The sequence below is a fragment of the Methylocystis sp. L43 genome, from assembly GCF_015709525.1.
GTDB lineage: Bacteria > Pseudomonadota > Alphaproteobacteria > Rhizobiales > Beijerinckiaceae > Methylocystis.
Genome location: NZ_JADNRA010000025.1, coordinates 41,459 through 61,359, shown reverse-complemented (window position 1 = coordinate 61,359; position 19,901 = coordinate 41,459). Strand labels below are relative to the sequence as shown.

Genomic DNA, 19,901 nt, shown 5'->3' with positions numbered 1-19,901 from the left:
ACGCCGCGCTCGAGTCGTGCTATAGCAAAGGCTGCTGCAAGGCAAGTCAGGCGGACCGGGCCGCGACGCGCAGACGCGCGCGAAGTCACGGATCTCGAAGGCTAATTAAGGCGCGTCGCGATCGCGCTTCGCCTCGCCGCGTCTTTCCGCTTGTATGTTTTTGCGCCGCAATGATAATCGGCGCCGCCGAAGGCGCGGCGCGCTCGCCACGTCGCGAATTCGAAAGGGTGACGCTTGTTCCAAGCCGCCAGCAAGAGCTATCTCAGCCGCAAGTCCGTCCACAAGATCATCGCCGATCACGACGCCGCCGAGGGAGACGGCCTCAAGCGCGCGATGGGCTGGGCGTCGCTGATGTCGCTTGGCGTCGGCGGAATCATCGGCGCCGGCATTTTCGTGCTGACCGGCACGGCGGCGGCGAATTACGCCGGACCAGGCGTCATGATCTCCTTCGTGCTGTCGGGACTCGCCTGCGCCTTTGTCGCGCTCTGCTACGCGGAGCTTGCGTCGCTCATTCCCGTTTCCGGGAGCACCTATACTTACACCTATGTGACTCTCGGCGAGATTTTCGCCTGGATCATCGGCTGGAATCTGGTGCTCGAATATGCCGCCGGCGCGGCGACGGTCGCCGTCGGCTGGGGCGGCTATTTTAACCGCGTCATGCAAGGGCTCGGCATACATGTGCCGCCCGAATTGACGACGGCCTTTTTTGCCGATCCGACCGCGCACGGGGCGCCGCCCGGCGCTGTGCACGGGTTGTTTAATGTTCCCGCCGCCGGGATCGTCCTGCTGCTCACCGCATTGCTCGTGCGCGGCACCTCCGAGTCGACGCTGTTCAATAACGTCATCGTCGCCATCAAGGTCACTGTCGTGCTGATGGTGATCGTGTTTGGCGCCGCGCATATTGATCACGCCAACTGGTCGCCGCTCATTCCCGAAAACACGGGCGAGTTCGGCGCTTACGGCTGGAGCGGCGTCGTGCGCGGCGCTTCGGTGGTGTTCTTCGCCTATATCGGATTCGACTCCGTCTCGACCGCGGCGCAGGAGGCGCATAATCCACAGCGGGACGTGCCGATCGGCATTATCGGCTCGCTCATCATCTGCACGATACTCTACGTGGCCGTGGCGGCGGTGGCGACCGGCGTCGTCAACTACAAGGAGCTGGGCGTTCCGGACCCTATGGCGCTGGTCATGGATCGCACCGGCGTCTCCTGGCTCGCCTGGGCGGTGAAGCTCGGCGCGCTGGCCGGACTGACGACCGCGATTCTGGTGCTGCTCTACGGGCAGACGCGCATCTTTTTCGCCATGGCGCATGACGGTCTGCTGCCCCCGATCTTCGCGAAGCTTCACCCGTCATGGCGCACGCCCGCCGTCAGCCAGATCCTCGTCGGCGTGGTCGTGGCGCTCGCGGCGGGTCTGTTGCCGCTCGATATTCTCGGCGAAATGGTGAGCATCGGGACGCTGGCGGCTTTCGCGCTCGTTTGTTTGTCTTTGCTGCGCCTGCGTCGAATGCACCCGGATCTCCGCCGCCCGTTCCGCGCGCCCGGGACCCCATGGTTGCCGGTCGCCGGCATTTTGTCCTGTTTCGCTTTGATGGTCGCGCTGCCGCTCGACACTTGGCTGCGGCTGTTGATCTGGACCGTCATCGGGGTCGCCATTTACCTTTTTTATGGCATCAAGCACGCCAAACGCCTCCACTAGCCGCCTGGCGCGACGAGATTGATCTCCTGAAAGCGCGGACGGGGGAACCCTTGGCGGCCGGCGAGGTTACGACTTAGTCCCGAGCGGAGCGATCGGGCGTGACCTTTCGGAACGTCAAACGGGGTTCTCGCGATATGAATGCGCCGGCGATCGTCTGGTTTCGCAATGATCTGCGCATCACTGACAATCCGGCGCTTCTGGCGGCTGCACGATCGGGAGCGCCGCTCGTCGCTCTGTACATCCTCGACGATGAAAGTCCTGGAGAATGGCGCACCGGCGCCGCGGCGCGGTGGTGGCTGCACCATTCTCTCAGAGCGCTGTCCCAGAGCCTCGCCGGCAGGGGCCTGACGCTGACCCTGCGCCGCGGGCGCGCTCCCTACGTTTTTGAGCAGATCATCGCCGAAACCGGCGCCGGCGCCGTCTTCTGGAACAAGCTTTACGAGCCTTGGGCGATCCGGCGAGACGCCGAACTCGAGGCGCAGCTGGCCGACGATGCAGTAGAAGCCCATTGTTTCCATGAGTCGCTGCTTTTTGAACCGGAGACGCTTCGCACCAAACAGGGCGAGAGCTTCCGCATGTTCACGCCTTTTTGGCGGGCCTGCCTCGCCGCGTCGGCGCCTGAGCGACCCCTTCCGGCGCCCGAAATCCTGCACGCCGCGCCGCTTCCGCCCGACAGCGACGATCTCGACGCGTGGCGGCTGCTGCCCCAAAACCCCGATTGGGCGATCGGCATGCGCAAGGTCTGGCTCGTCGGCGAGACGGCCGCGCGCGCCGAACTCGCAGATTTCGCGCGCCACCATGTCGTCGACTACAAGGTTGAACGCGACTTCATGGGCCGCGTCGGCGTTTCCAGGCTTTCCCCGCATCTGCACTTTGGCGAATTGTCGCCGCGCGAAGTCTGGCACGCGATCAGCGACCCCGGGAGCATCGGCGGCGAAGCCTATCTGAGGGAACTCGGCTGGCGGGAGTTCTGCCATCACCTGCTGATCTCTCACTGGGACCTGCCGGATCGCCCTTTGGACAGGACCTTCGAGCGTTTTCCCTATCGCGACGACGAGACGTCGCTCGACGCCTGGCGGAACGGTCAGACCGGCTATCCGCTCGTCGACGCGGCGATGCGCGAATTGTGGATCACGGGCTGGATGCACAATCGCGCGCGTCTGGTTTCGGCGAGCTTCCTGATCAAGCACCTGCTCATTGACTGGCGGAAGGGAGAGCGCTGGTTCTGGGACACGCTGGTCGACGCCGATCTCGCTAACAACAGCGCCAACTGGCAGTGGGTGGCGGGCTGCGGGGCCGACGCCGCGCCTTACTTCCGCATCTTCAATCCCGCGCTTCAGGGTGAAAAATTCGATCCGGACGGCGCTTATGTGCGCCGTTACGTGCCGGAGCTCGCGGCGCTCGACGTCCGCTACATCCATCGTCCGTGGGCGGCGCCGGACGACGTCTTGCGCGCGGCCGGCGTCGTGCTTGGCGTCACCTATCCGCATCCGATCGTTGACCATGGCGAGGCGCGGGAGCGGGCGCTCGCAGCCTTCGAGGCCGTTCGGGCCCAGCCGTCATTGCGGGAAGCTTAGCGCACTGCGAGAAGGCCAAGCCACGTTCACGCCGTCGCTGGTCCCGCCATCCGCGATGCGCCAATTCCACACGTCAGCGACGCCCTCAGAGCGAAGATCGTCGATTGAACGCAGCCAGGCCCGAACCGTGAATTTAACGCTCCGTTGCGTGGCGCCTCTGCCACAGTAGCGCCGGAAGTGAAGGGTGGTGGGCTGAATAGCCGTCATTCGGTTGACTGCCCAAGCACTCGCGGATTTTCATCGCCGCTGGTTCGAGAGATGACCAATCCTGATTCGGAAAAGCCAAATGAACAAGGCAGCAGTCACCATTTTGGCCTTGGCGCTGACGGCCGGATCGGCCATAGCCGCCGACCTTCCGTCCTACAAGGCGCCGCCGCCAGCGCCGCTGCCGCCGCCGCCGCTGTGGACGGGTTTTTATGTCGGCCTGAACGCCGGCGGCACATGGTCAAGCAGCAACAGCACTCGGCTTGGCTCGTCTCCGCTCTGGGTGTCGGGCGATAATCCGGGTCCGAATCCTTCCGCTCCCGCCGATTACTCTTTGACTGCCGCGCTTGGCGGGTCAGGCGTCGTCTCGTCGGGCGCTTCCAGCGGTTTCATCGGAGGCGGCCAAATTGGCTACAATTGGCAGGCTGGCTTCGGAGGGTATTCTTTCGTATTCGGCGTCGAGGCTGACATCCAAGGAATTGCAAACGGCGGCGGCAACAATAGTTCCTGGACCAATATTCCTGCAACGGGAGCCAATGTCCTGAACGATTCGGTTCTGACGGCCGTATCCATCCGTAAGAACCTGGATTACTTGGGCACCGTGCGCGGACGTCTCGGCTATTTGATCACCCCAACGCTGCTTGTTTACGGAACGGGCGGTTTGGCCTACGGCGGCGTCAATTTTAACGTCAGCGGCTGGCAGGCAGTGCTTCCCGTTCGTGCGTCCTGGCCGTCGAGTGGTTTTGGAGGCGGCGCATATTCGGATACGCGGGTCGGATGGACGGCGGGCGGCGGCCTAGAATGGATGTTCATGCCGAATTGGAGCGCCAAAGTTGAGTATCTCTATTACGATCTTGGTTCGGTCCAGATGGCCGCGGGCGTGACCGCTCAGTTTTATGACGGCAGTCTCGGCGGACCTCCCGCAGGCTTGAAATGGCTGAACGCCACGCAAGCGCGCGCCAATTACAATGGCAATCTCGTTCGCGCCGGCGTTAATTATCATTTCAACTGGGGCGCCCCTCCGGTCGTCGCCAAATACTGAACCGCTAAGTTCACCTTCAAAAGCGAATCAAAGCCCGGCCGGCGACGTCCGGGCTTTGTCATGCCCGAGGGGCAGGAACGGAGAAGGGGTGCTACAGCGGCTTAAATCCCTCGTGATCCCCAGCTGTGTAGAGTCCGAGCCCTTGCCGTGCAGTTGTTCCTATCGGATTTATCTTCGGAAAATGGTCGGAGTGGCGGGATTCGAACCCACGACCCCTTGTCCCCCAGACAAGTGCGCTAACCGGGCTGCGCTACACTCCGACTCGCGCCGTTATAGTGAGGCCGCGCAGCGCTGGCAACGCCCGGTTCGCTATCGCCTGGTCAATCTGAGCAGGCGTTTGCATTCCTCGATCTCGGCCAGAGCCTCGCGCAGAATTTGCGCCTCCCGCGCCGCGAGCGGGCGTGGTTCGCCGCGGGCCGAAGGCGCCGCAACAGGCTCGCTATGTTCGACGGGCGGCGCCGCGTCCTGAGCTTCGAGCCCTGCAAAAACTGGATTTTGCGCGCGCAGAATGGCGCGGTCGTCGGCGGAGAGGGCGGCGTCCGTCTCGTCTTCGTCTCGCGCTGACCCGATTCGTCCCTCGCCCGCGCTTGGACGGAAAGGGGAGGGAGTCCCGGGCAGGTCTGCTTGGCGGCGTCCGGCGCCGGCAAGGACCGCCTCGACGCCAGCCTCCTTGAGGATGCGCTGCACGCCCTTGATCGTATAGCCTTCGTCATAGAGCAGGCGGCGGATCGCAATCACGAGTTCGATGTCGCGCTCCCGGTAAAAGCGACGCCCGCCTGCGCGCTTAAGAGGATTGATCTGCTTGAAACGGGTTTCCCAGAAGCGCAGCACATGCGCGGGAAGGTCGAGGCTCGCCGCGACCTCGCCGATCGTGCGCATCGCTTCATTGCTCTTGCCCGACACCTGATCCCTCGACTCAAGCCGCGCTAGTCTAACATCCGCAGCGGCGCAGTTTTCAGCCAAATTGACCCGACTTGCCGGAGACGGCCGCGGGGTGTGGACAAGCGAGGGCCGCATCCCTTAACTGGCCGCCGTCATCCGCCTCCCAACCCTCGGCGTCTCATGGAAGATTGGCTGCATTTTCCCCAACCTATCCCGGCGATCAGGCACCATGCGACCGAGGCGAACGCCCGGGCGGTGCGCGACTGGCTGTGGCTGGTCGCGGGGCTGGTCTTTCTGATGGTCATCGTTGGCGGCGCGACCCGGTTGACCGAATCGGGCCTCTCCATCGTCCAATGGAAGCCCGTCACTGGCGTGCTGCCGCCGCTGTCCCAGCAGGAGTGGCAGGAGGCGTTCGAAGCCTACAAGCAGATTCCGCAATACAGGGAATTGTTCCCCGACATGGATGTCGCCGGGTTTAAATACATCTACGCCTGGGAATGGGCGCATCGTCTTCTGGGACGGGTGATCGGCGTCGTTTTCGCCGTTCCGCTCATATGGTTTTGGGCGAGCGGCCGCCTGCCGCGTTCGGCGAAGCCGAAGCTCGTCGGCATTCTTGCGCTCGGGGCGCTCCAGGGCGGCGTCGGCTGGTGGATGGTCGCATCCGGCCTCGTCAATCGCATCGAGGTGGCGCAGGAGCGCCTCGCGATCCATTTGCTGCTCGCCGCGCTGATCTTTTCCGCCTGTTTATGGGTGGCCGGCGGCCTTGGGCCGCGCGCCGTCTCTCTCGTGCATGGGGGCGCAGGTCGCCTGAAGGCGGTCGCGCTGACGATCCTGGCTTTTGTGTTTCTGCAGATTTTCGTCGGCGGCCTTGTCGCCGGACTGCGGGCGGGCCTCGTCAATAACACTTGGCCGTTGATGGATGGCGTCTTCGTTCCTCCGGCCGACGTCTTGTGGCGATTGGAGCCGGTCTGGACCAATCTCGTCGACAATCCGGTCACCGTCCAATTCTTCCACCGCATGATCGCCTATCTGATCTTCGCTCTGGCGCTCGGGCATCTTCTGGATGCGTGGATGAACGCGGAAGGACGCGCGCGCCGCGGCGCCGTGATCCTGTTCGGCCATGTGCTCATGCAGATCGCGCTTGGCGTTGCGACATTGGTGCTGGTCCAGCCGCCCTTCGCCGGCGACCCGCATCTGGCGCTGGCGCTCGCGCATCAGGCGATCGGGATGGCGGTGTTGGGCGTCGCGACGCTGCAGGCGCGACGGCTTGTGCAAGACGTGATCACGAACTGAGGCGGCTGGCGTGCAGAACATTGCGATCCTTAATCTTCCCGGGCCTGAATTTCTCAATGTCTTCGGCCTCGTCGTCATCCTCGTGCTGGCGGCCACTTACCTTTGCATTCGGCTCGCGGACCGCACCGGTCGCCGCGCGCCGCCGCCCGTGCCGCAGAACCCCGACGCGATGGAGGTCGCCTTCCTGCAGGGCGGCGTCAATCAGGTTATCCGAACGCTGATCTATGATCTTGCGCAGCGCGGCTTCGTCGTCCTCGCCGCGGAGGATCACGTGATTCCGACAGACAAGCAGCCGGAGCCGGGCGAACTCAACGCCATGGAGACGCGCCTGCTCGAAGCCGTGCAGGCGAAGCCGAAGGCGCATGCGCTGTTCGAAGATCGCGGCTTGCGGCGCTGGCTGCTGGAACAGCTCGCGCCGCTGCGCGCCAAGCTCGCCGCGGAGGAGCTGATCAAGCCCAAGTCGGTGAAGATTTGGCGCCGGCGCGCGCAGATCGGCGGAACGCTGATCATCGTCGGCCTGGCGCTTGCCAAGATCTATGTGGAATGGACAGCGGGCGCCGAGAATGTCGCCTATCTGGTCTTTCTCGCAGCTGCGTCGGTCGCGTCGCTTTTTGCGCTTGCCTATGTGCTGACCAGAACCCATGCCAGCCGTCGCGGCCACGCCTATCTCGACGCGATGCGGCTGGCCTATGGCGGGCGTCTGAAGGCGGCCGTCGGTCACATCGGATCGCCCGGACCCGAAGCGCGCGCCTTCCACGGCGCCGCGTTGTTTCTCATCGGCCTATATGGATTCGCGCCGCTCAAGGGCACGACGGAGGCGATGTTCGCCGAAGCCTTCAGTCGCGGCTCCGGAAGCGATGGCTCCGATTGCGGAACAAGCTGCGGCGGCAGTTGCGGCGACGGCGGAGCGAGCGATGGTGGCGTCCGCGATTGACGCGCCGGCCCTCGGGTCCGGACTTGGCTATCGTCCGCAGTTTCGCGCCGATCTCTTCGCCCGACGGGACGATGTCGATTTTATCGAGATCATCGCTGATCATTATCTCGACGCATCAAAAGAAAAGCTCGCTGAACTTGAGCTTCTAAGAGCGCATTTTCCGCTCGTCGCGCATGGTCTCGATCTCTCGATCGGAAGCGCGGACGGCGTCGACTCATGCTATCTCGATAAAATTGCCGCGCTGATCGAACGCATCGATCCGCCCTGGTGGAGCGAACATCTTTGCTTCACGCGCGCGGGCGGAATCAGCATTGGGCATCTTGCGTCGCTGCCCTATACGCAGGAAGCCATCGACGTCGTCGCGCGCAATGTCGAAATAGTGCGCAGGCGCATCAAGACGCCGCTGATTTTGGAAAACATCACTTGCGTGGTGCGCATTCCAGGCGGCGAAATGGACGAAGCTGAATTTTTGTGGCGCACGCTGGAAGCGACCGGATGCGGTTGGCTGTGCGACGTCGCCAACATGCATGTGAATGCGACGAATTTCGGCGCCAATCTCGAAAGCGACTTCGCGCGCTGGCCATGGGACAGACTCGTGCAAATCCACTACGCCGGCGGACGAGAGCGAGACGGTCTGTTGATCGACAGCCATGACGCCGCGACGAGCGATGCGGTTTGGCGGCTCTATGATCGCGTCATCGCCCGCGCGCCGGTCAAGGCCGTCATTCTCGAGCGCGACGAGAAAATGCCGCCGTTCGGCGAACTCATCGATGAAGTGGCGCGCGCGCGACGGACGCTCGTGGAGAACGGGCGATGGCGTTAGCGCAGACGCAGGCGCTGCTCGCGCGCCTGTTCACCGACGATGATCTGCGGCGGGAATTCTTCGAAGCGCCGATCGCCGTGGCGATGCGTTTCGGCTTGAGCATGTATGACACGGAGCGCCTCGCCGGAATCGACAGGCGCGAAACGGAAGTCTTTGCGCAGAGCCTGATCGGCAAACGCGCGCTTTATGTGCGCAGGGCGCTGCCGCTCACAGCGCGCGCATTGGGCGATCGATTCGATGCGCTTTTCCGGCAGGCGATCCACGGCGCTGCGCGAGAGGCGACAAATCGCTCGGACGCTGCGGCGCTGATCGCATTTATCGATACGCGTGTCGCAAAAAGCGAATTGGAGCCGCGCTGGGTCGCCGACCTCGCGCGTTTCGAATTGGCCTTCATCGACGCCGGGCGTTCCGGCGCGACGCTTTTTTTCCGGGCGTTTGATTTCAATGTCGCATCGGTCGCCCAGGCTCTCGCCAAAGGCGAAGAGTTCAGCGCCGTTCGCCGAAAAACGTTTGGCGTTTGGGCGCGCGCGCCCGGAGGCAGGCTGCGCTGGCGGCTATTTCAGCCTTAAACCCTGCGCAAAACTTCCGGCATTTCTGCGTGGCGCCGCTCGGCGACGACATCAACCATGCGCTCGGCGCCGCGGTCTCGCGCCTCCTGACTCTGCGCCTTGGCGAAGTCTTCGCTGGCTTCCTTGAACTGCGCTTCCGCTTCTTCGAGTTGGCCGCGCAGTTCCGCGATCGACGCAAGGATGTTGTCGCGTCGCGTGCGCGCCGCCCGCGCATAAGTCGGATAGGCGAAATGATTGGGATCGTCGATGTTGGCGCGCCGCTCTTCCTGACCGATTTCACGGTCGAGCTCATTGGCCATGCGCGTGAATTCGGCGATCATTGCATTCAATTGGACGACGCGCCGGCGTTTTTCCTCGGCCTGGAACCGTTTGAGACGGACAAGCGTATCCCGCGACTTCATGCGACAAGCTCCATTACGCAACTTATGCGAAACAAATCCTTAACTCCGCGAGACAAGGCTCAATATGCCCTGGGGAAGTTGCTCGTTTGTTACCGAAATCGAATTTTTGAATTCTTCGTCGCTGTGTGTCTTCGGCGCACTATCTCAAGCCAGGGGCGCGCTTTGGAGGCCCAAGCTATGCGAAATCTTGCTGCAATTCTTGCGGGCGCGGCCATAAGCCTCGCAGCTCCCATCGCCGTAATGGCGGAAGCTCCAGGCTCCGCTTTTTCGCAAGATAAACTCGAATGGAAAGCGGGTCCGTCAGAACTGCCGAGGGGCGCGGAAGTCGCGATGCTCTTCGGCGATCCGACGCAGGGCGGACCCTACATTCTGAGAATGCGTGCGCCCAAAGGATATAAAATCGGGCTGCACAAGCACAGCGGGATGGAGACGATGACGGTGCTGTCGGGAGCCGTTCGTTACGGCGAAGGAGCCAAGCTCGATCCAAACGCCGAGAAGACGCTTGCCGCCGGCGGTTTTGCGGCGACGCCCGCGGAAGCGGGCCATTGGGTCACCTTCGAAGACGATACAGTGGTGCAAGTGACCGGCGTCGGCCCGTGGAACATCACCTATCTTGATCCGCGCGACGATCCTCGCGCAGCTCAGCGGTAGATCACGCCGGCTCCTTGGCGCGCGCCGTTGACGCCGCGGCGCCGCCATAGCGGCGATAGATAAAGTCCGGCGCCGTGATGTGCGATTCGACTTCCGCGTAAGCGGCAAAGCGCGCATGGTCCGGCGAGAGGTGGCAGGCGGGGTCTGTCGCCGCGGCGTCGCCGGCGATGGCGAACGCCTGACAGCGGCAACCGCCGAAATCGATTTCGCGGCGCTCGCAGGAACGACAGGGCTCCTTCATCCAATCCGTGCCGCGGAAGGCGTTGAAGGCTGCGCCGTTCCGCCAAATGTCGGCGAGCGGTCTCTCGCGCACATTGTCGAATGTCAGTCCCGGCAAGGTCTGCGCGGCGTGGCAGGGCAGAACCTTGCCGGACGGCGTCACCGCCATGATCGAACGGCCCCAGCCGCCGGTGCAGGCCTTTGGCCGCGTCGCGTAATGATCGTGGATGACGAAATCGAAATTGAGAACGCCGGCGAGACGCTTCTTCGCCTCGTCGACGATGCCGACTGTTTCCATGAAGGCGTCGCGTGTCGGGATGAGCGCGGCCCGGTTCATCTGCGCCCAGGCGTAATATTGAATATGCGCGATCTCGATGCGCTGCGCATCGACCTCGACGGCGAAATCGATAATCTGCGGCAGATGCGCAATGTTCTGCCGGTGCATCGGCGCATTGATCGTCAATCCCATGCCGAATTCGCGCGTCCATCGCGCGACGTCGCGCTTCTTGCCGACGCCGCCCTGATAGCCCGAGATTCGGTCGGCGCTCTCAGGAACGACATCCTGGATGGAGACCTGCACATGATCGAGGCCGATCTCGGCGAGACGCTGCAACCGCTCGCGCGTCAGCAGAACGGCGGAGGTGACGAGATTGGTGTAGAGCCCCGCGTCGACCGCCTGTGCGAGTATCTCTTCAAGATCGCGTCGCACGGTGGGTTCGCCGCCGGAAAGATGCAGCTGCAGCGCGCCGATCGACGCCGCCTGACGGAAGGTCTCGCCCCATTCATCGGCGGTGAGTTCGGTATTCGAGCGCTCGAGCTCAAGCGGATTGGAGCAGTACGGACATTGCAGCGGGCAGCGATGCGTAAGCTCGGCGAGCAGCCCCGCGGGTCCGCCCGCGAATGGCGCGATCGACGCGGCGAAGGCGGAAGGCGGCGGCGCCGCAAATTCGTCGGTTCCGTCGCACAGCAGCCGCTTGTCGGCGAGGCCTTGCAGCAGCGCCGTGACGTCGCGCGTGATAACGTCGAGGGGCGCGGAATATTGCTGCGCGAGGCGCGCGCACAGATCGGCGAGGCGTGTTGCGCCATCAATCGCGCGCAGCACGATGAGCCCAATCGGATCGAGTTCATAGGCGCGCTCGGGCGCGAGAATAACCGTTCGAGCGCGCGCGCGGTCTTCGTGCAGCCGCGCGTAGCGCGTGAAGGCCGAACGCGAATCCGGCCCGATCACGAACCGCGCGGCATGCGCCTCAGACATTTGCTTCTCCTGGCCGCCATGCGCCGGGCGGGATCGGCCCGGGCGTGACGTAGGCGTGATGTAATGCGTCAAGCTGCGCCCACAAGACGTCGCATTTGAACCGCACGGCGCCGACGCAGGCTTCCTGTTCAGCGCGGGTTTTGGCGTTATCGAGCACATAGCCGAGCGCAAATTCGGAATCGCGCGGCGCCTGGGTCAGCCGGCGTTTGAAATAGGCCATCACCTGGTCGTCGACGAAATCGTAATTTTCCAGCATTCCGACGATGCGTTCGCGATGGATCGACGGCGCGAAGAGTTCGGTCAGCGAAGACGCGACCGCAACGACGAGCGGCTGCTCGACGACAAAGCGCACATAGGCTTCGACGGCGAATTTCGTCGCGGGCAGGGCGCCGCGCCGAGAGGTCACGTAGTCGCGCGAGAAGCCGAGCGCGTCCGTCAGCACGAGCCAGCGCTCGATGCCGCCGCCTTCTTCGCCCAGACCATCATGATCATGGATGCGATGTATCCATTCGCGGCGCAGCTCGCGATCATGGACGCGGCTCATGAAAGCGGCGTCCTTGCGCGGCACCGCCTCCTGATAGCAGTAGCGGTTCAGCGCCCAGGCGGCGACCTGATCCTTGTTGAGCTTGCCGCCGTGCAGCAGCTTATGAAACTCGTGCTTGTCGTGATAGCGCTCGGCGCCAATCGCACGGATCGCAGCTTCGAATTCGTCGCGGGGGAGGGGCGCGACGCCGCGCCAATCAATGGCTACGATCTCGTTCACAGGTCGACCTCCATGCCATCCTCGCCGATTTCCCAGCCGGCCGCTTGAGCGGTCGCATATGCGTCCGAGAATTCGTTGAGCAGAGGATTGGAATTGTTGATGTGCACATAAATTTTGCGGTTCACGTCGAGCGGCGCGAACGCGGCGATGGAGCCGTCGGCGCCGCTGACATTGATATGGCCCATGCGCGAGCCGGTCTTGCCGAGCAGACCTTGCTCGATCATCTCATTTTCGTGGAAAAGCGTGCCATCGAAGAAGACAAGCTTGGCGCCCCGAAGCCGCTCGGCGAGATCCGCGTCAACCTTGGCGCATCCCGGAATGTAAAAGAACGAGTCGCCAGTTCCGGCTTCGATTATTTCAAGCCCCAACGTGTCGCCGGCGCTCGTGCCGAAATTCGGCGCATTGGCGTTTTCGAGGTAGAGCGCGATCTTGCCCGGAACGGGGAAGGCGCGGATCGCGAGACCTAGATCGATGCCCGCTCCGGTGACAGGCACGGCTTCGTCTATGCGCAGCTCAATGCGGGGCACGAGCTGCGTCTGCAGGATCGTGAAAATCGGATTGGCGCCGAGCGCATCGAGAACCCGTCCCGCGGCGTAGAGGCTGAACGGCTGCGCTTCACGCATGTTGAGAAGACCCGCGACATGGTCCACGTCGCCATTTGTCAGCGCCACCGCCTTGATCGGGCTCGCGCGCAGACCGTCATCGGGGGCGGGAGCAAGCTCGGGCGCGGCGGCGATTTGCTCGCGCAGATCAGGCGAGGCGTTGAGCAGCAGCCAATCGGCGCCATTGGCGCTCACCGCCAATGAGGACTGTGTGCGCGGCAAAAAGCCAGGCGCTCCGGCGCGGACAGCCCGGCAATTCGCGCAGTTGCAATTCCATTGCGGGAAGCCGCCGCCGGCTCCCGACCCCAAGATTCTGATCCGCATTGGCTTTTCGACACAGCGGGCGCGCCGCCACGTCGGATCTCCCTGAATGTTATTTTCTTGGCACTATGCGCAGGCGACCCACATTCGCGCAAGTGCGACCGATTTGCGCGGGCTTCATGAAATATCGAGAATTTTTCCCTGCAGTGGCGGGCGTCTCGCCCCGCTTTGGACGCTTTCATTCGTCAGAAGCGGCTGTGGAGAGGCGAAGCGCCTCAGTCGAAGCGCGCCGCTCAGGATTCAGTTCCGAGCAGGCGCTGGATCGAGCCAAACAATTTGCGCACTCACAGAAAAACGCTGACGCGCTTAAGCGCGCTCTTGATCGCGGCGGCGCTTGGCGGCTGCGTGTCGGACGGCATGCGGATGGTCGACGGCCACGTCGGCAACGCCGTTTCTCTCGTCTCTGGAGCCCAGGGGGAGCCGTCGAATGTCGCCATTTTCGTCGCTTCGACGCGGCGTTCCGAAGGCGCGACGGACGACGGCCGCGCGCATTTTTCGCTAACATCGATTGGCGTCCCGCTCAACCATCGTGCTGGAAGCCTCGAGCGTCCAAGCTTTGGCGGCGCCGATCGGCGGCGGCATTTCACAGTGCTGTCGAAGCGCAATATGGATGAGCACGAATTCTACGGCGAAGTCGCCTCGCACGTCTCGGGTCGCATCGGCAATTCGCGCGACGTGCTGCTTTACGTGCACGGCTTCAACACCGGAGTCGAGGAGGCGCGCTTTCGTCTGGCGCAGATTGTCGCCGACGGGCGCTTCTCCGGCGTTCCCGCGCTCTTTACGTGGAATTCCCGAGGCGGGCTGTTCAATTATGAGTCCGACAAGGAGGCGGCGACAGTCTCACGGGACGCGCTTGAGAAGTTTGTCGTCGAACTGTCGCGCACGCCTGGCGTCGGACGGATTCATGTGCTCGCCCATTCGATGGGCGCGTGGCTGACGATGGAGACGCTGCGCGGCGTCGCGCAGTCCGGCCATCCGGATCTCGACGGCAAACTTGGCGAAGTCATGCTGGCCGCGCCCGACATTGATCTCAATGTTTTCCGCCAACAGGTCGCGCGCGTCGATCCTCGGCATGTGTCGATCTTCGTCGCCAACAATGATCGCGCGCTGTCGCTCGCGTCGCGCATCGCCGGCGACCGGCCGCGCCTCGGCGCGATGAATCCCACCAATCCTGAAGACAAGTCGGAGCTCGATCGATTGGGCGTCGCCGTACACGACATCTCGTCCTTCTCGACGGACTTCGTCGGCCATGGCGCATTCGCCGAAGCGCCCGACGTGGTGCGAAAGATCGGCGCGCAGCTGACAGCCCCGCGCCCTGGCGAGGCAGAGACGCAAGCGGTCATTGACGCGCGTGGAAGCGAGGCGGAGCCGGAACGCGCCTCAGCGCCCGTCAATCAGAAGGTCGAGAGCCAGCCCCTGGCGCCGCTCGCCGCCGCTCGGTGAGCTTGCCATTTTCCGGTCTTATGACTACTTTCTTACGAGTCGATAATCGATCTGCTCAGCGTATGAAAAATGTCAGACACCGCTACACTTTCCGCAAAATTTCAGATCTCGATCCCAAAGGCCGTTCGCGAAGCGCGCAAATGGAAGGCCGGCCAGGAGTTTGCGTTCATCCCCAAAGGATCTGGCGTGCTGCTCGTTCCCGTGCCTGAGCGCGATCAACTGGCCGGGATCGCGAAGGGCGCAAAACCAGAAAACTACCGCGACCGCACAGACCGCTTTTGATGCGTCTCGTCGATACTTCTGCGTGGATTGAATGGCTGATCGGGTCACCCACGGGAAAGGCGTTGTCACCTGCCATTCCCTCCCGTGATGACTGGCTTGTTCCGACAATCGTGCAGCTTGAACTCTTCAAATGGATGAGCCGCGAAGTAAGTGAAGATCGGGCGGACGAGGTGATTGCTTTCACCCAACTTTGTGTAGTGGCGGCGCTCGACACTAAAATCGCTCTGACGGCTGCGGAGCTATGCGCCAAACACCATCTGGCCACCGCTGACGCCATCGTCTACGCCACAGCGCTGGAACATGGCGCAGACGTTCTGACATGCGACGCGCACTTCAAAACCTTGCAGCGCGTCCTCTATGTCGCGAAAAGCAAATCATAGCCGCCACCAAACCCGTTACGCCTCTTTCGGCGGCGCCGCTTTTTCCGCCTCCGCTTTCGCGAGCTTGTTATAGCGCCTCACGCTGAGCGGAATGGCAGCCAGAAACGCGACGCTCAGCACGGCGAGCAGCTCCATCGGATAGATCGCCAGCAGCAGCGCCGTTACGCCCACGCCGAAAAGCACCGGGATCACGAGATCACGCGGTATGCGCCCGATGCGCTTGCCGGAGAAATGCGGAATGCGGCTCGCCATCAGGAAGGCGATGCCGAGCACGTAGACGATGTAAAACGGCGTCATCGCCTTGGATGCCGGCAGCTCCAAAACGGAAAAATGTAGATAGAGCGGCAGCAACACCGTCACGGCGCCGGCGGGCGCCGGCATGCCGACAAAGAATTCGGCGTGCCAGGCGGGCTTCGTCGGATCGTCCATCGTCACATTGAAGCGGGCGAGCCGTAGTGCGCCGGCGATGGCGAAGACGAGCACGGCGAACCAGCCGAGGCCTTTGATCTCGTGCAGCGTCCACAGATACAGCAGCAGGCCGGGCGCGACGCCGAAATCGACGAAATCCGAAAGCGAGTCGAGCTCCGCCCCGAAGCGCGACGTGCCCTTGATGGCGCGCGCCAGGCGGCCGTCCAGTCCGTCGAGCACCGCCGCGGCCATCACCGCCGTCACTGCCGTTTCAAATCGTCCTTCGATTCCATAGCGGATCGCCGTCAGCCCCATACACAGGGCGAGCAGCGTCACGAGATTGGGAAGAACGATGCGCAACGGAATGTTGCGGAATCGCAGCCGACGCTGTTCGGAAGGCGTCAGCACGCCCTCTTGCGAATCGCGCCCGGAGAAGAAGGGATCGGCCATGGATCGTTCAACCCGCCTTGAATGACAGCGCAGGGGCGCCGGCGGTCATGTCGGCGAGGATCGTCTCGCCGGCGATGGCCCGGGACCCGATAGCCACCATGGGCCGGGCCGATGACGGCATATAGACGTCGACGCGCGAACCAAAACGAATGAGGCCAAAACGGTCGCCGACGCCGATCTGCTCGCCTTCCTTGACGAATCCGACGATGCGCCGCGCGACGAGACCTGCGATCTGCACCACCCCAAAGCGCCCCGACGGCGCCTCGATGACCATGCCGCTGCGTTCATTGTCTTCGCTGGCCTTGTCGAGGTCGGCGTTGAGGAACAGCCCCGGCTTATAAGCGATTCTCGAGATGCGGCCGGTGATCGGCGCACGGTTCACATGCACGTCAAAGACGCTCATGAACACGGAGATGCGCTGCATCGGCTCGGCTCCCAGGCCGAGTTCGGCCGGCGGCAGAAAAAAGCCGACCGCGCTGACGACGCCATCCGCGGGCGAGATGACGAGCCCTTCGCGCAGCGGCGTCACCCGCGGCGGATTGCGGAAGAAATAAGCGCACCAGGCGGTGGCGATGAAGCCTATCCAGCCGAGCGTCGGCGACAGCCAGTCGAGCAGGAAGGAGACGGCGGCGAAACCAGCGATGAAGACGTAGCCTTCCGGATGGATCGGAACGAGCGACTTACGGATGGAATCGATGATCGACATGCGGGCCTGCTTTCGTGGCGGGCTAATCAGCGCGCGCGTTTCCTTTGCCATGTTGCGGCGCCAAAGTCACGGATGCGCGGCGTCATCATGGCAGCCGAAGGATGCGGCAGGGGTCGCCCTTCGCCAGGGCTGGCGCGCCTGGCTCGCGGATCAGCAGCGCTTGCGATTGCGCCAGCTCGGTGAGCAGCGACGAGTCTTGCAGCGGCTGCGGCGTTGCGACGAGCCGGCTATTTTCGTCCAAGGCGAGCCGCGCGCGCATATAGTCGCGCCGCCCCTTGTTGGCGGAAAGGGCGCTTCCTGCGATCGCCAGTTCGGTTCGATCTGCGCCGGCGTCGGGATCGCCCTGCAATGCGCGCAGCAGCGGCGCGAGAAATACCAGCGCGCAGACGTACGAGGCGACCGGATTGCCGGGCAGGCCGAGGATGCGCGCGTCGCCCAGCGCGCCATGGATCAGGGGCTTGCCCGGCCGCATCGCGATTTTCCAGAAGTCGAGCGACATCCCTTGGCGCGCCAGCGCCGGACGCAGCAGATCGCGGTCACCGACCGAGGCGCCGCCAAGCGTCACCAGAACGTCGGCGCGCGCCTCGCGGGCGAGGCCGACGCCGCGTTCGAGTTCCGCGAGATCGTCGCGGAAGATGCCGAGGTCGACGACTTCGGCGCCGGCGTCTTCGGCGATGGCGGCGACCGCCAGATTGTTGCAGGAGATGATCTGGGAGGGGCCGGGCTCGGCGCCCGGCGGGACAAGTTCGTCGCCCGATGCGATGATCGCCACGCGCGGGCGCCGCGCGACAGGAATTGCAGCGTGGTTCATCGCCGCGGCGAGCGCGAGTTCGGCGGGACCGAGGCGCACGCCCGCGAAGAGCGCGACTGCGCCTTCGCGAAAGTCGAGGCCAGCGCCGCGAATATGTGGGCCGGGCGGCGCGCCTGCCGTCAACGCGCCGTCGGCGACGACAGCGTCTTCTTGAAGCAATATGGCGTCGGCGCCCTCCGGGACCGGCGCGCCGGTAAAGATGCGCACGGCTTCGCCCGGCTGCAGCGCCGCGCCATAGCCGCGGCCAGCGGCGCTTTCCCCGATGACGCGCAGCGGCCCGGCGGCGAGGTCAGCGGCGCGCAGCGCAAAGCCGTCCATGGCCGAGACGGCGACGGGCGGCTGGCTGCGGCGGGCGACAAGGTCGGCGGCCAGCGTGCGGCCGCGCGCCCGCGCCAGCGGCGTCAATTCTTCGCCAAGCCGTGAAGCCCCAGCGAGCACCCGCGCAAGCGCGTCCGAAACGGAAAGAAGCTTATCCACGCGAAAATCTATCCCCGGTTCGCGACGCGGCGGTAAATGAAAGCGCAGAGGCTTTCGGCCGCAAGTGCGACGAGCAGGATGACTGTCGCGAGGGCCGCGTCAATATCGACGCCGGGATAAGCGAAGGAGAAGGTTACGCCAAGAGCGATGGCCAGCAAAAAAACGGCGACGATCCGAGGGAGTGATAATTTCATTTGGGCGCTTCCCCGTCGCTCTTCTTGGCCTCGGCGAAGTGCGTAATGTCAGCGACCGCCGCGCTCACAGGCTGAACCCAGTCCGCCGCGGTCAAAAGAATATTTGCGACCTGCAGATTGAAATCGGCGAGTCGCGCGCCGTCCGAGAAGTCGGGGCGTTTCACCTGAGCGGCGTAGGCCGCGACGAACAGCGGAAAGGCGCGCGGACGCACATTCGTGAGATCGACGAAGAGGAAAGGCGGCGGCAGAGGTGAAAGATCGCTGATCTTTGTCGCGTAGGTGAGAAGATAGGGGCCGCCGGAAAGATCGTTCTCGCAAAGCTGCGCAACCGCCGGCGCCGGCTTGTCGCACAAATGAAACAGCAGGCGTTGCGCCATGGCGAAATCATAGTTTTTGGTCAGGAAAGTTTTGACCACGGATTTTTCGACATCGGCAGGGAACGCGGCTTGGCCACGCGAGCGCGCCTTAGTCGGTAGGTAAAGAATGTTGATCCGCTCCTTTGGCGCCACGACATCCGACGCCGCGGGAAAGCGCCCTACGATCTCGCTCAGAAAGGCGACGGCGCGGTCGTTGGGCCGGGGCAGGATCACATAGGAATAGAGGCCGTAGCCTGCCGTCTCCGCGCCAGGGGAATAAAGATAGTCATAGGCCGTGCCCAAAATGCTCGGCTTTGCGACAGCGCCGGCGCCGCCGCTCGGCTCTGAAGGTCCTTCAGCTCTTGGCGCATCGGTAGACGATGGGGCGCGCCGATAGGCGCGCGGCCTAAAGTGTCCACCCCAGCCGGAGTGGGGTCGATAGGAATAGCCCATGCAGCGCCGGTAGCAGGCCGCGTCCTCGCCGCACTGGCGCCGACATTCGTTCGCCCGATCGGCGAGCGCTGGCGCGCTCAATAACAGCAGCGCAACGGCGAAAACGAAAGGCCGCATGACAGGCGCCTCCACCAATCATCAAATATATCGATCGTTACGATATAGAGCCTTGCCGCCGCAGTCGAACTATTCGCCACGTCGCCAGTCGCCGGACTTGCCGCCGCGCTTTTCGACGAGTTCAACGCCTTCGATGCGCATGCCGCGATCGGCGGCCTTCAGCATGTCATAGATCGTCAGACAGGCGACTGAGACGGCCGTCAGCGCCTCCATCTCGACGCCGGTCTTGCCGGTGACAGAGGCTTCGGCCAGGACACGCAGGCCGGGCAGCGCGTCATCGGGCGTGATCTCGACCGAGATGCTCGACAAAGGAATAGGATGGCACAGCGGGATGAGCTCGCTCGTCTTCTTGGCCGCCATGATCCCCGCAACGCGGGCGACGCCGAACACATCGCCTTTCTTGGCCTGACCTTCGAGGGCGAGGCATAGAGTTTCACGCGCCATCACCACCTGGCCGCGCGCGCGCGCCACGCGAGTCGTCTCGGCCTTCGCCGACACGTCGACCATATGCGCTTCTCCAGCGGCGGAGAGGTGGGTGAGTTTGGTCATCGCTCGCGTTTTGCGCTTTTGGCGGGTTCGAGGCAAGGTCG

Annotated in this window: 22 protein-coding genes and 1 tRNA gene; 11 read left to right on the top strand and 12 right to left on the bottom strand. The window is 63.6% G+C overall.

The window, feature by feature from the left end; translation table 11 throughout:
- Positions 1-234 precede the first annotated feature (234 nt).
- From IYX23_RS07455 to IYX23_RS07445, 3 genes are all read left to right on the top strand, one after another.
- Positions 235-1,698, top strand: a complete 1,464-nt coding sequence (locus IYX23_RS07455; protein WP_196392295.1) for an amino acid permease — start codon at positions 235-237, stop codon at positions 1,696-1,698.
- Positions 1,699-1,832: 134 nt separating this feature from the next.
- Complete coding sequence (locus IYX23_RS07450; protein WP_196392363.1) at positions 1,833-3,275, top strand: deoxyribodipyrimidine photo-lyase; 1,443 nt, start codon at positions 1,833-1,835, stop codon at positions 3,273-3,275.
- A gap of 286 nt (positions 3,276-3,561) precedes the next feature.
- Entirely contained in the window at positions 3,562-4,521 is a 960-nt protein-coding gene (locus tag IYX23_RS07445) for an outer membrane beta-barrel protein (RefSeq protein WP_196392294.1), read from the top strand.
- 182 nt (positions 4,522-4,703) lie between these two features.
- Here the strand turns inward: IYX23_RS07445 and IYX23_RS07440 are convergent.
- Both IYX23_RS07440 and IYX23_RS07435 read right to left on the bottom strand, forming a co-directional pair.
- Positions 4,704-4,781 (bottom strand) — tRNA-Pro (locus IYX23_RS07440).
- 49 nt (positions 4,782-4,830) lie between these two features.
- Positions 4,831-5,424: a MerR family transcriptional regulator gene (locus tag IYX23_RS07435; RefSeq protein ID WP_196392293.1), complete on the bottom strand. Its 594-nt coding sequence runs from the start codon at positions 5,422-5,424 to the stop codon at positions 4,831-4,833.
- Between the two features lie 159 nt (positions 5,425-5,583).
- On the opposite strand from IYX23_RS07435, the gene IYX23_RS07430 reads away from it, so the two are divergent.
- From IYX23_RS07430 to IYX23_RS07415, 4 genes are read left to right on the top strand one after another with little or no spacing between them, the layout of a single operon-like run.
- Positions 5,584-6,696 carry a COX15/CtaA family protein gene (locus IYX23_RS07430; protein WP_196392292.1) on the top strand — a complete coding sequence of 371 codons (1,113 nt, stop codon included), beginning with the start codon at positions 5,584-5,586 and terminating at the stop codon, positions 6,694-6,696.
- A gap of 10 nt (positions 6,697-6,706) precedes the next feature.
- A complete protein-coding gene (locus IYX23_RS07425) occupies positions 6,707-7,630 on the top strand; it encodes a TIGR04222 domain-containing membrane protein (protein ID WP_196392291.1) in 924 nt (307 codons plus the stop codon).
- Positions 7,611-8,453 carry a DUF692 domain-containing protein gene (locus IYX23_RS07420; protein ID WP_196392290.1) on the top strand — a complete coding sequence of 281 codons (843 nt, stop codon included), beginning with the start codon at positions 7,611-7,613 and terminating at the stop codon, positions 8,451-8,453. Before IYX23_RS07425 ends, IYX23_RS07420 begins: the two co-directional genes overlap by 20 nt.
- Positions 8,444-9,022 carry a hypothetical protein gene (locus IYX23_RS07415; protein WP_196392289.1) on the top strand — a complete coding sequence of 193 codons (579 nt, stop codon included), beginning with the start codon at positions 8,444-8,446 and terminating at the stop codon, positions 9,020-9,022. The genes IYX23_RS07420 and IYX23_RS07415 overlap by 10 nt, the downstream gene beginning before the upstream one ends.
- Here IYX23_RS07415 and IYX23_RS07410 read toward each other — a convergent pair.
- Positions 9,019-9,423, bottom strand: coding sequence for a flagellar export protein FliJ (locus IYX23_RS07410; RefSeq protein ID WP_196392288.1), 405 nt, complete (start codon positions 9,421-9,423; stop codon positions 9,019-9,021). The two genes, IYX23_RS07415 and IYX23_RS07410, sit on opposite strands and share 4 nt — an antisense overlap.
- A 177-nt stretch (positions 9,424-9,600) precedes the next feature.
- On the opposite strand from IYX23_RS07410, the gene IYX23_RS07405 reads away from it, so the two are divergent.
- Positions 9,601-10,074, top strand: coding sequence for a cupin domain-containing protein (locus tag IYX23_RS07405; RefSeq protein WP_196392287.1), 474 nt, complete (start codon positions 9,601-9,603; stop codon positions 10,072-10,074).
- A gap of 1 nt (position 10,075) precedes the next feature.
- On the opposite strand, the gene pqqE is transcribed toward IYX23_RS07405, so the two are convergent.
- The 3 genes from pqqE to pqqB are packed head-to-tail and all read right to left on the bottom strand — an operon-like array spanning position 10,076 to position 13,237.
- Positions 10,076-11,548, bottom strand: a complete 1,473-nt coding sequence (gene pqqE, locus IYX23_RS07400; RefSeq protein WP_196392286.1) for a pyrroloquinoline quinone biosynthesis protein PqqE — start codon at positions 11,546-11,548, stop codon at positions 10,076-10,078.
- On the bottom strand, positions 11,541-12,311 hold the full coding sequence (gene pqqC, locus IYX23_RS07395; RefSeq protein ID WP_196392285.1) for a pyrroloquinoline-quinone synthase PqqC: 771 nt from the start codon (positions 12,309-12,311) through the stop codon (positions 11,541-11,543). The genes pqqE and pqqC overlap by 8 nt, the downstream gene beginning before the upstream one ends.
- On the bottom strand, positions 12,308-13,237 hold the full coding sequence (pqqB, locus tag IYX23_RS07390; protein WP_196392284.1) for a pyrroloquinoline quinone biosynthesis protein PqqB: 930 nt from the start codon (positions 13,235-13,237) through the stop codon (positions 12,308-12,310). Before pqqB ends, pqqC begins: the two co-directional genes overlap by 4 nt.
- A gap of 273 nt (positions 13,238-13,510) precedes the next feature.
- Here pqqB and IYX23_RS07385 point away from each other — a divergent pair, with 273 nt between their 5' ends.
- The 3 genes from IYX23_RS07385 (at position 13,511) to IYX23_RS07375 (ending at position 15,339) form a co-directional block, all read left to right on the top strand.
- Positions 13,511-14,677: an alpha/beta hydrolase gene (locus tag IYX23_RS07385; RefSeq protein WP_246716556.1), complete on the top strand. Its 1,167-nt coding sequence runs from the start codon at positions 13,511-13,513 to the stop codon at positions 14,675-14,677.
- A 69-nt stretch (positions 14,678-14,746) separates the two neighbouring features.
- Entirely contained in the window at positions 14,747-14,959 is a 213-nt protein-coding gene (locus IYX23_RS07380) for an AbrB/MazE/SpoVT family DNA-binding domain-containing protein (RefSeq protein ID WP_029651765.1), read from the top strand.
- Positions 14,959-15,339: a type II toxin-antitoxin system VapC family toxin gene (locus IYX23_RS07375; protein ID WP_196392282.1), complete on the top strand. Its 381-nt coding sequence runs from the start codon at positions 14,959-14,961 to the stop codon at positions 15,337-15,339. Before IYX23_RS07380 ends, IYX23_RS07375 begins: the two co-directional genes overlap by 1 nt.
- Before the next feature lie 15 nt (positions 15,340-15,354).
- On the opposite strand, the gene pssA is transcribed toward IYX23_RS07375, so the two are convergent.
- From pssA to moaC, 6 genes are all read right to left on the bottom strand, one after another.
- The gene (gene pssA, locus IYX23_RS07370; RefSeq protein ID WP_196392281.1) at positions 15,355-16,197 is read right to left on the bottom strand and encodes a CDP-diacylglycerol--serine O-phosphatidyltransferase; all 843 of its coding nucleotides are present in this window, start codon (positions 16,195-16,197) and stop codon (positions 15,355-15,357) included.
- A gap of 7 nt (positions 16,198-16,204) precedes the next feature.
- Entirely contained in the window at positions 16,205-16,954 is a 750-nt protein-coding gene (locus tag IYX23_RS07365) for a phosphatidylserine decarboxylase (RefSeq protein WP_196392280.1), read from the bottom strand.
- A gap of 34 nt (positions 16,955-16,988) precedes the next feature.
- Positions 16,989-18,191, bottom strand: a complete 1,203-nt coding sequence (gene glp / locus IYX23_RS07360) for a gephyrin-like molybdotransferase Glp (RefSeq protein WP_196392279.1) — start codon at positions 18,189-18,191, stop codon at positions 16,989-16,991.
- 8 nt (positions 18,192-18,199) lie between these two features.
- Positions 18,200-18,385, bottom strand: coding sequence for a hypothetical protein (locus IYX23_RS07355; protein ID WP_196392278.1), 186 nt, complete (start codon positions 18,383-18,385; stop codon positions 18,200-18,202).
- Positions 18,382-19,311 (bottom strand): hypothetical protein, encoded by a 930-nt coding sequence (locus IYX23_RS07350; protein ID WP_196392277.1) that lies wholly within the window; start codon positions 19,309-19,311, stop codon positions 18,382-18,384. The genes IYX23_RS07355 and IYX23_RS07350 overlap by 4 nt, the downstream gene beginning before the upstream one ends.
- A gap of 69 nt (positions 19,312-19,380) precedes the next feature.
- A complete protein-coding gene (gene moaC, locus IYX23_RS07345) occupies positions 19,381-19,860 on the bottom strand; it encodes a cyclic pyranopterin monophosphate synthase MoaC (protein WP_196392276.1) in 480 nt (159 codons plus the stop codon).
- Positions 19,861-19,901: the final 41 nt, after the last annotated feature.

Coding starts and splice junctions, on each gene's coding strand:
- IYX23_RS07450 (WP_196392363.1), top strand. CDS start 1,833: ATGAATGCGCCGGCGATCGTCTGGTTTCGCAATGATCTGCGCATCACT.
- IYX23_RS07445 (WP_196392294.1), top strand. CDS start 3,562: ATGAACAAGGCAGCAGTCACCATTTTGGCCTTGGCGCTGACGGCCGGA.
- IYX23_RS07430 (WP_196392292.1), top strand. CDS start 5,584: ATGGAAGATTGGCTGCATTTTCCCCAACCTATCCCGGCGATCAGGCAC.
- IYX23_RS07420 (WP_196392290.1), top strand. CDS start 7,611: ATGGTGGCGTCCGCGATTGACGCGCCGGCCCTCGGGTCCGGACTTGGC.
- IYX23_RS07415 (WP_196392289.1), top strand. CDS start 8,444: ATGGCGTTAGCGCAGACGCAGGCGCTGCTCGCGCGCCTGTTCACCGAC.
- IYX23_RS07410 (WP_196392288.1), bottom strand. CDS start 9,423: ATGAAGTCGCGGGATACGCTTGTCCGTCTCAAACGGTTCCAGGCCGAG.
- IYX23_RS07405 (WP_196392287.1), top strand. CDS start 9,601: ATGCGAAATCTTGCTGCAATTCTTGCGGGCGCGGCCATAAGCCTCGCA.
- pqqE (WP_196392286.1), bottom strand. CDS start 11,548: ATGTCTGAGGCGCATGCCGCGCGGTTCGTGATCGGGCCGGATTCGCGT.
- pqqB (WP_196392284.1), bottom strand. CDS start 13,237: ATGCGGATCAGAATCTTGGGGTCGGGAGCCGGCGGCGGCTTCCCGCAA.
- IYX23_RS07380 (WP_029651765.1), top strand. CDS start 14,747: ATGTCAGACACCGCTACACTTTCCGCAAAATTTCAGATCTCGATCCCA.
- IYX23_RS07375 (WP_196392282.1), top strand. CDS start 14,959: ATGCGTCTCGTCGATACTTCTGCGTGGATTGAATGGCTGATCGGGTCA.
- pssA (WP_196392281.1), bottom strand. CDS start 16,197: ATGGCCGATCCCTTCTTCTCCGGGCGCGATTCGCAAGAGGGCGTGCTG.
- IYX23_RS07365 (WP_196392280.1), bottom strand. CDS start 16,954: ATGGCAAAGGAAACGCGCGCGCTGATTAGCCCGCCACGAAAGCAGGCC.
- IYX23_RS07355 (WP_196392278.1), bottom strand. CDS start 18,385: ATGAAATTATCACTCCCTCGGATCGTCGCCGTTTTTTTGCTGGCCATC.
- IYX23_RS07350 (WP_196392277.1), bottom strand. CDS start 19,311: ATGCGGCCTTTCGTTTTCGCCGTTGCGCTGCTGTTATTGAGCGCGCCA.
- moaC (WP_196392276.1), bottom strand. CDS start 19,860: ATGACCAAACTCACCCACCTCTCCGCCGCTGGAGAAGCGCATATGGTC.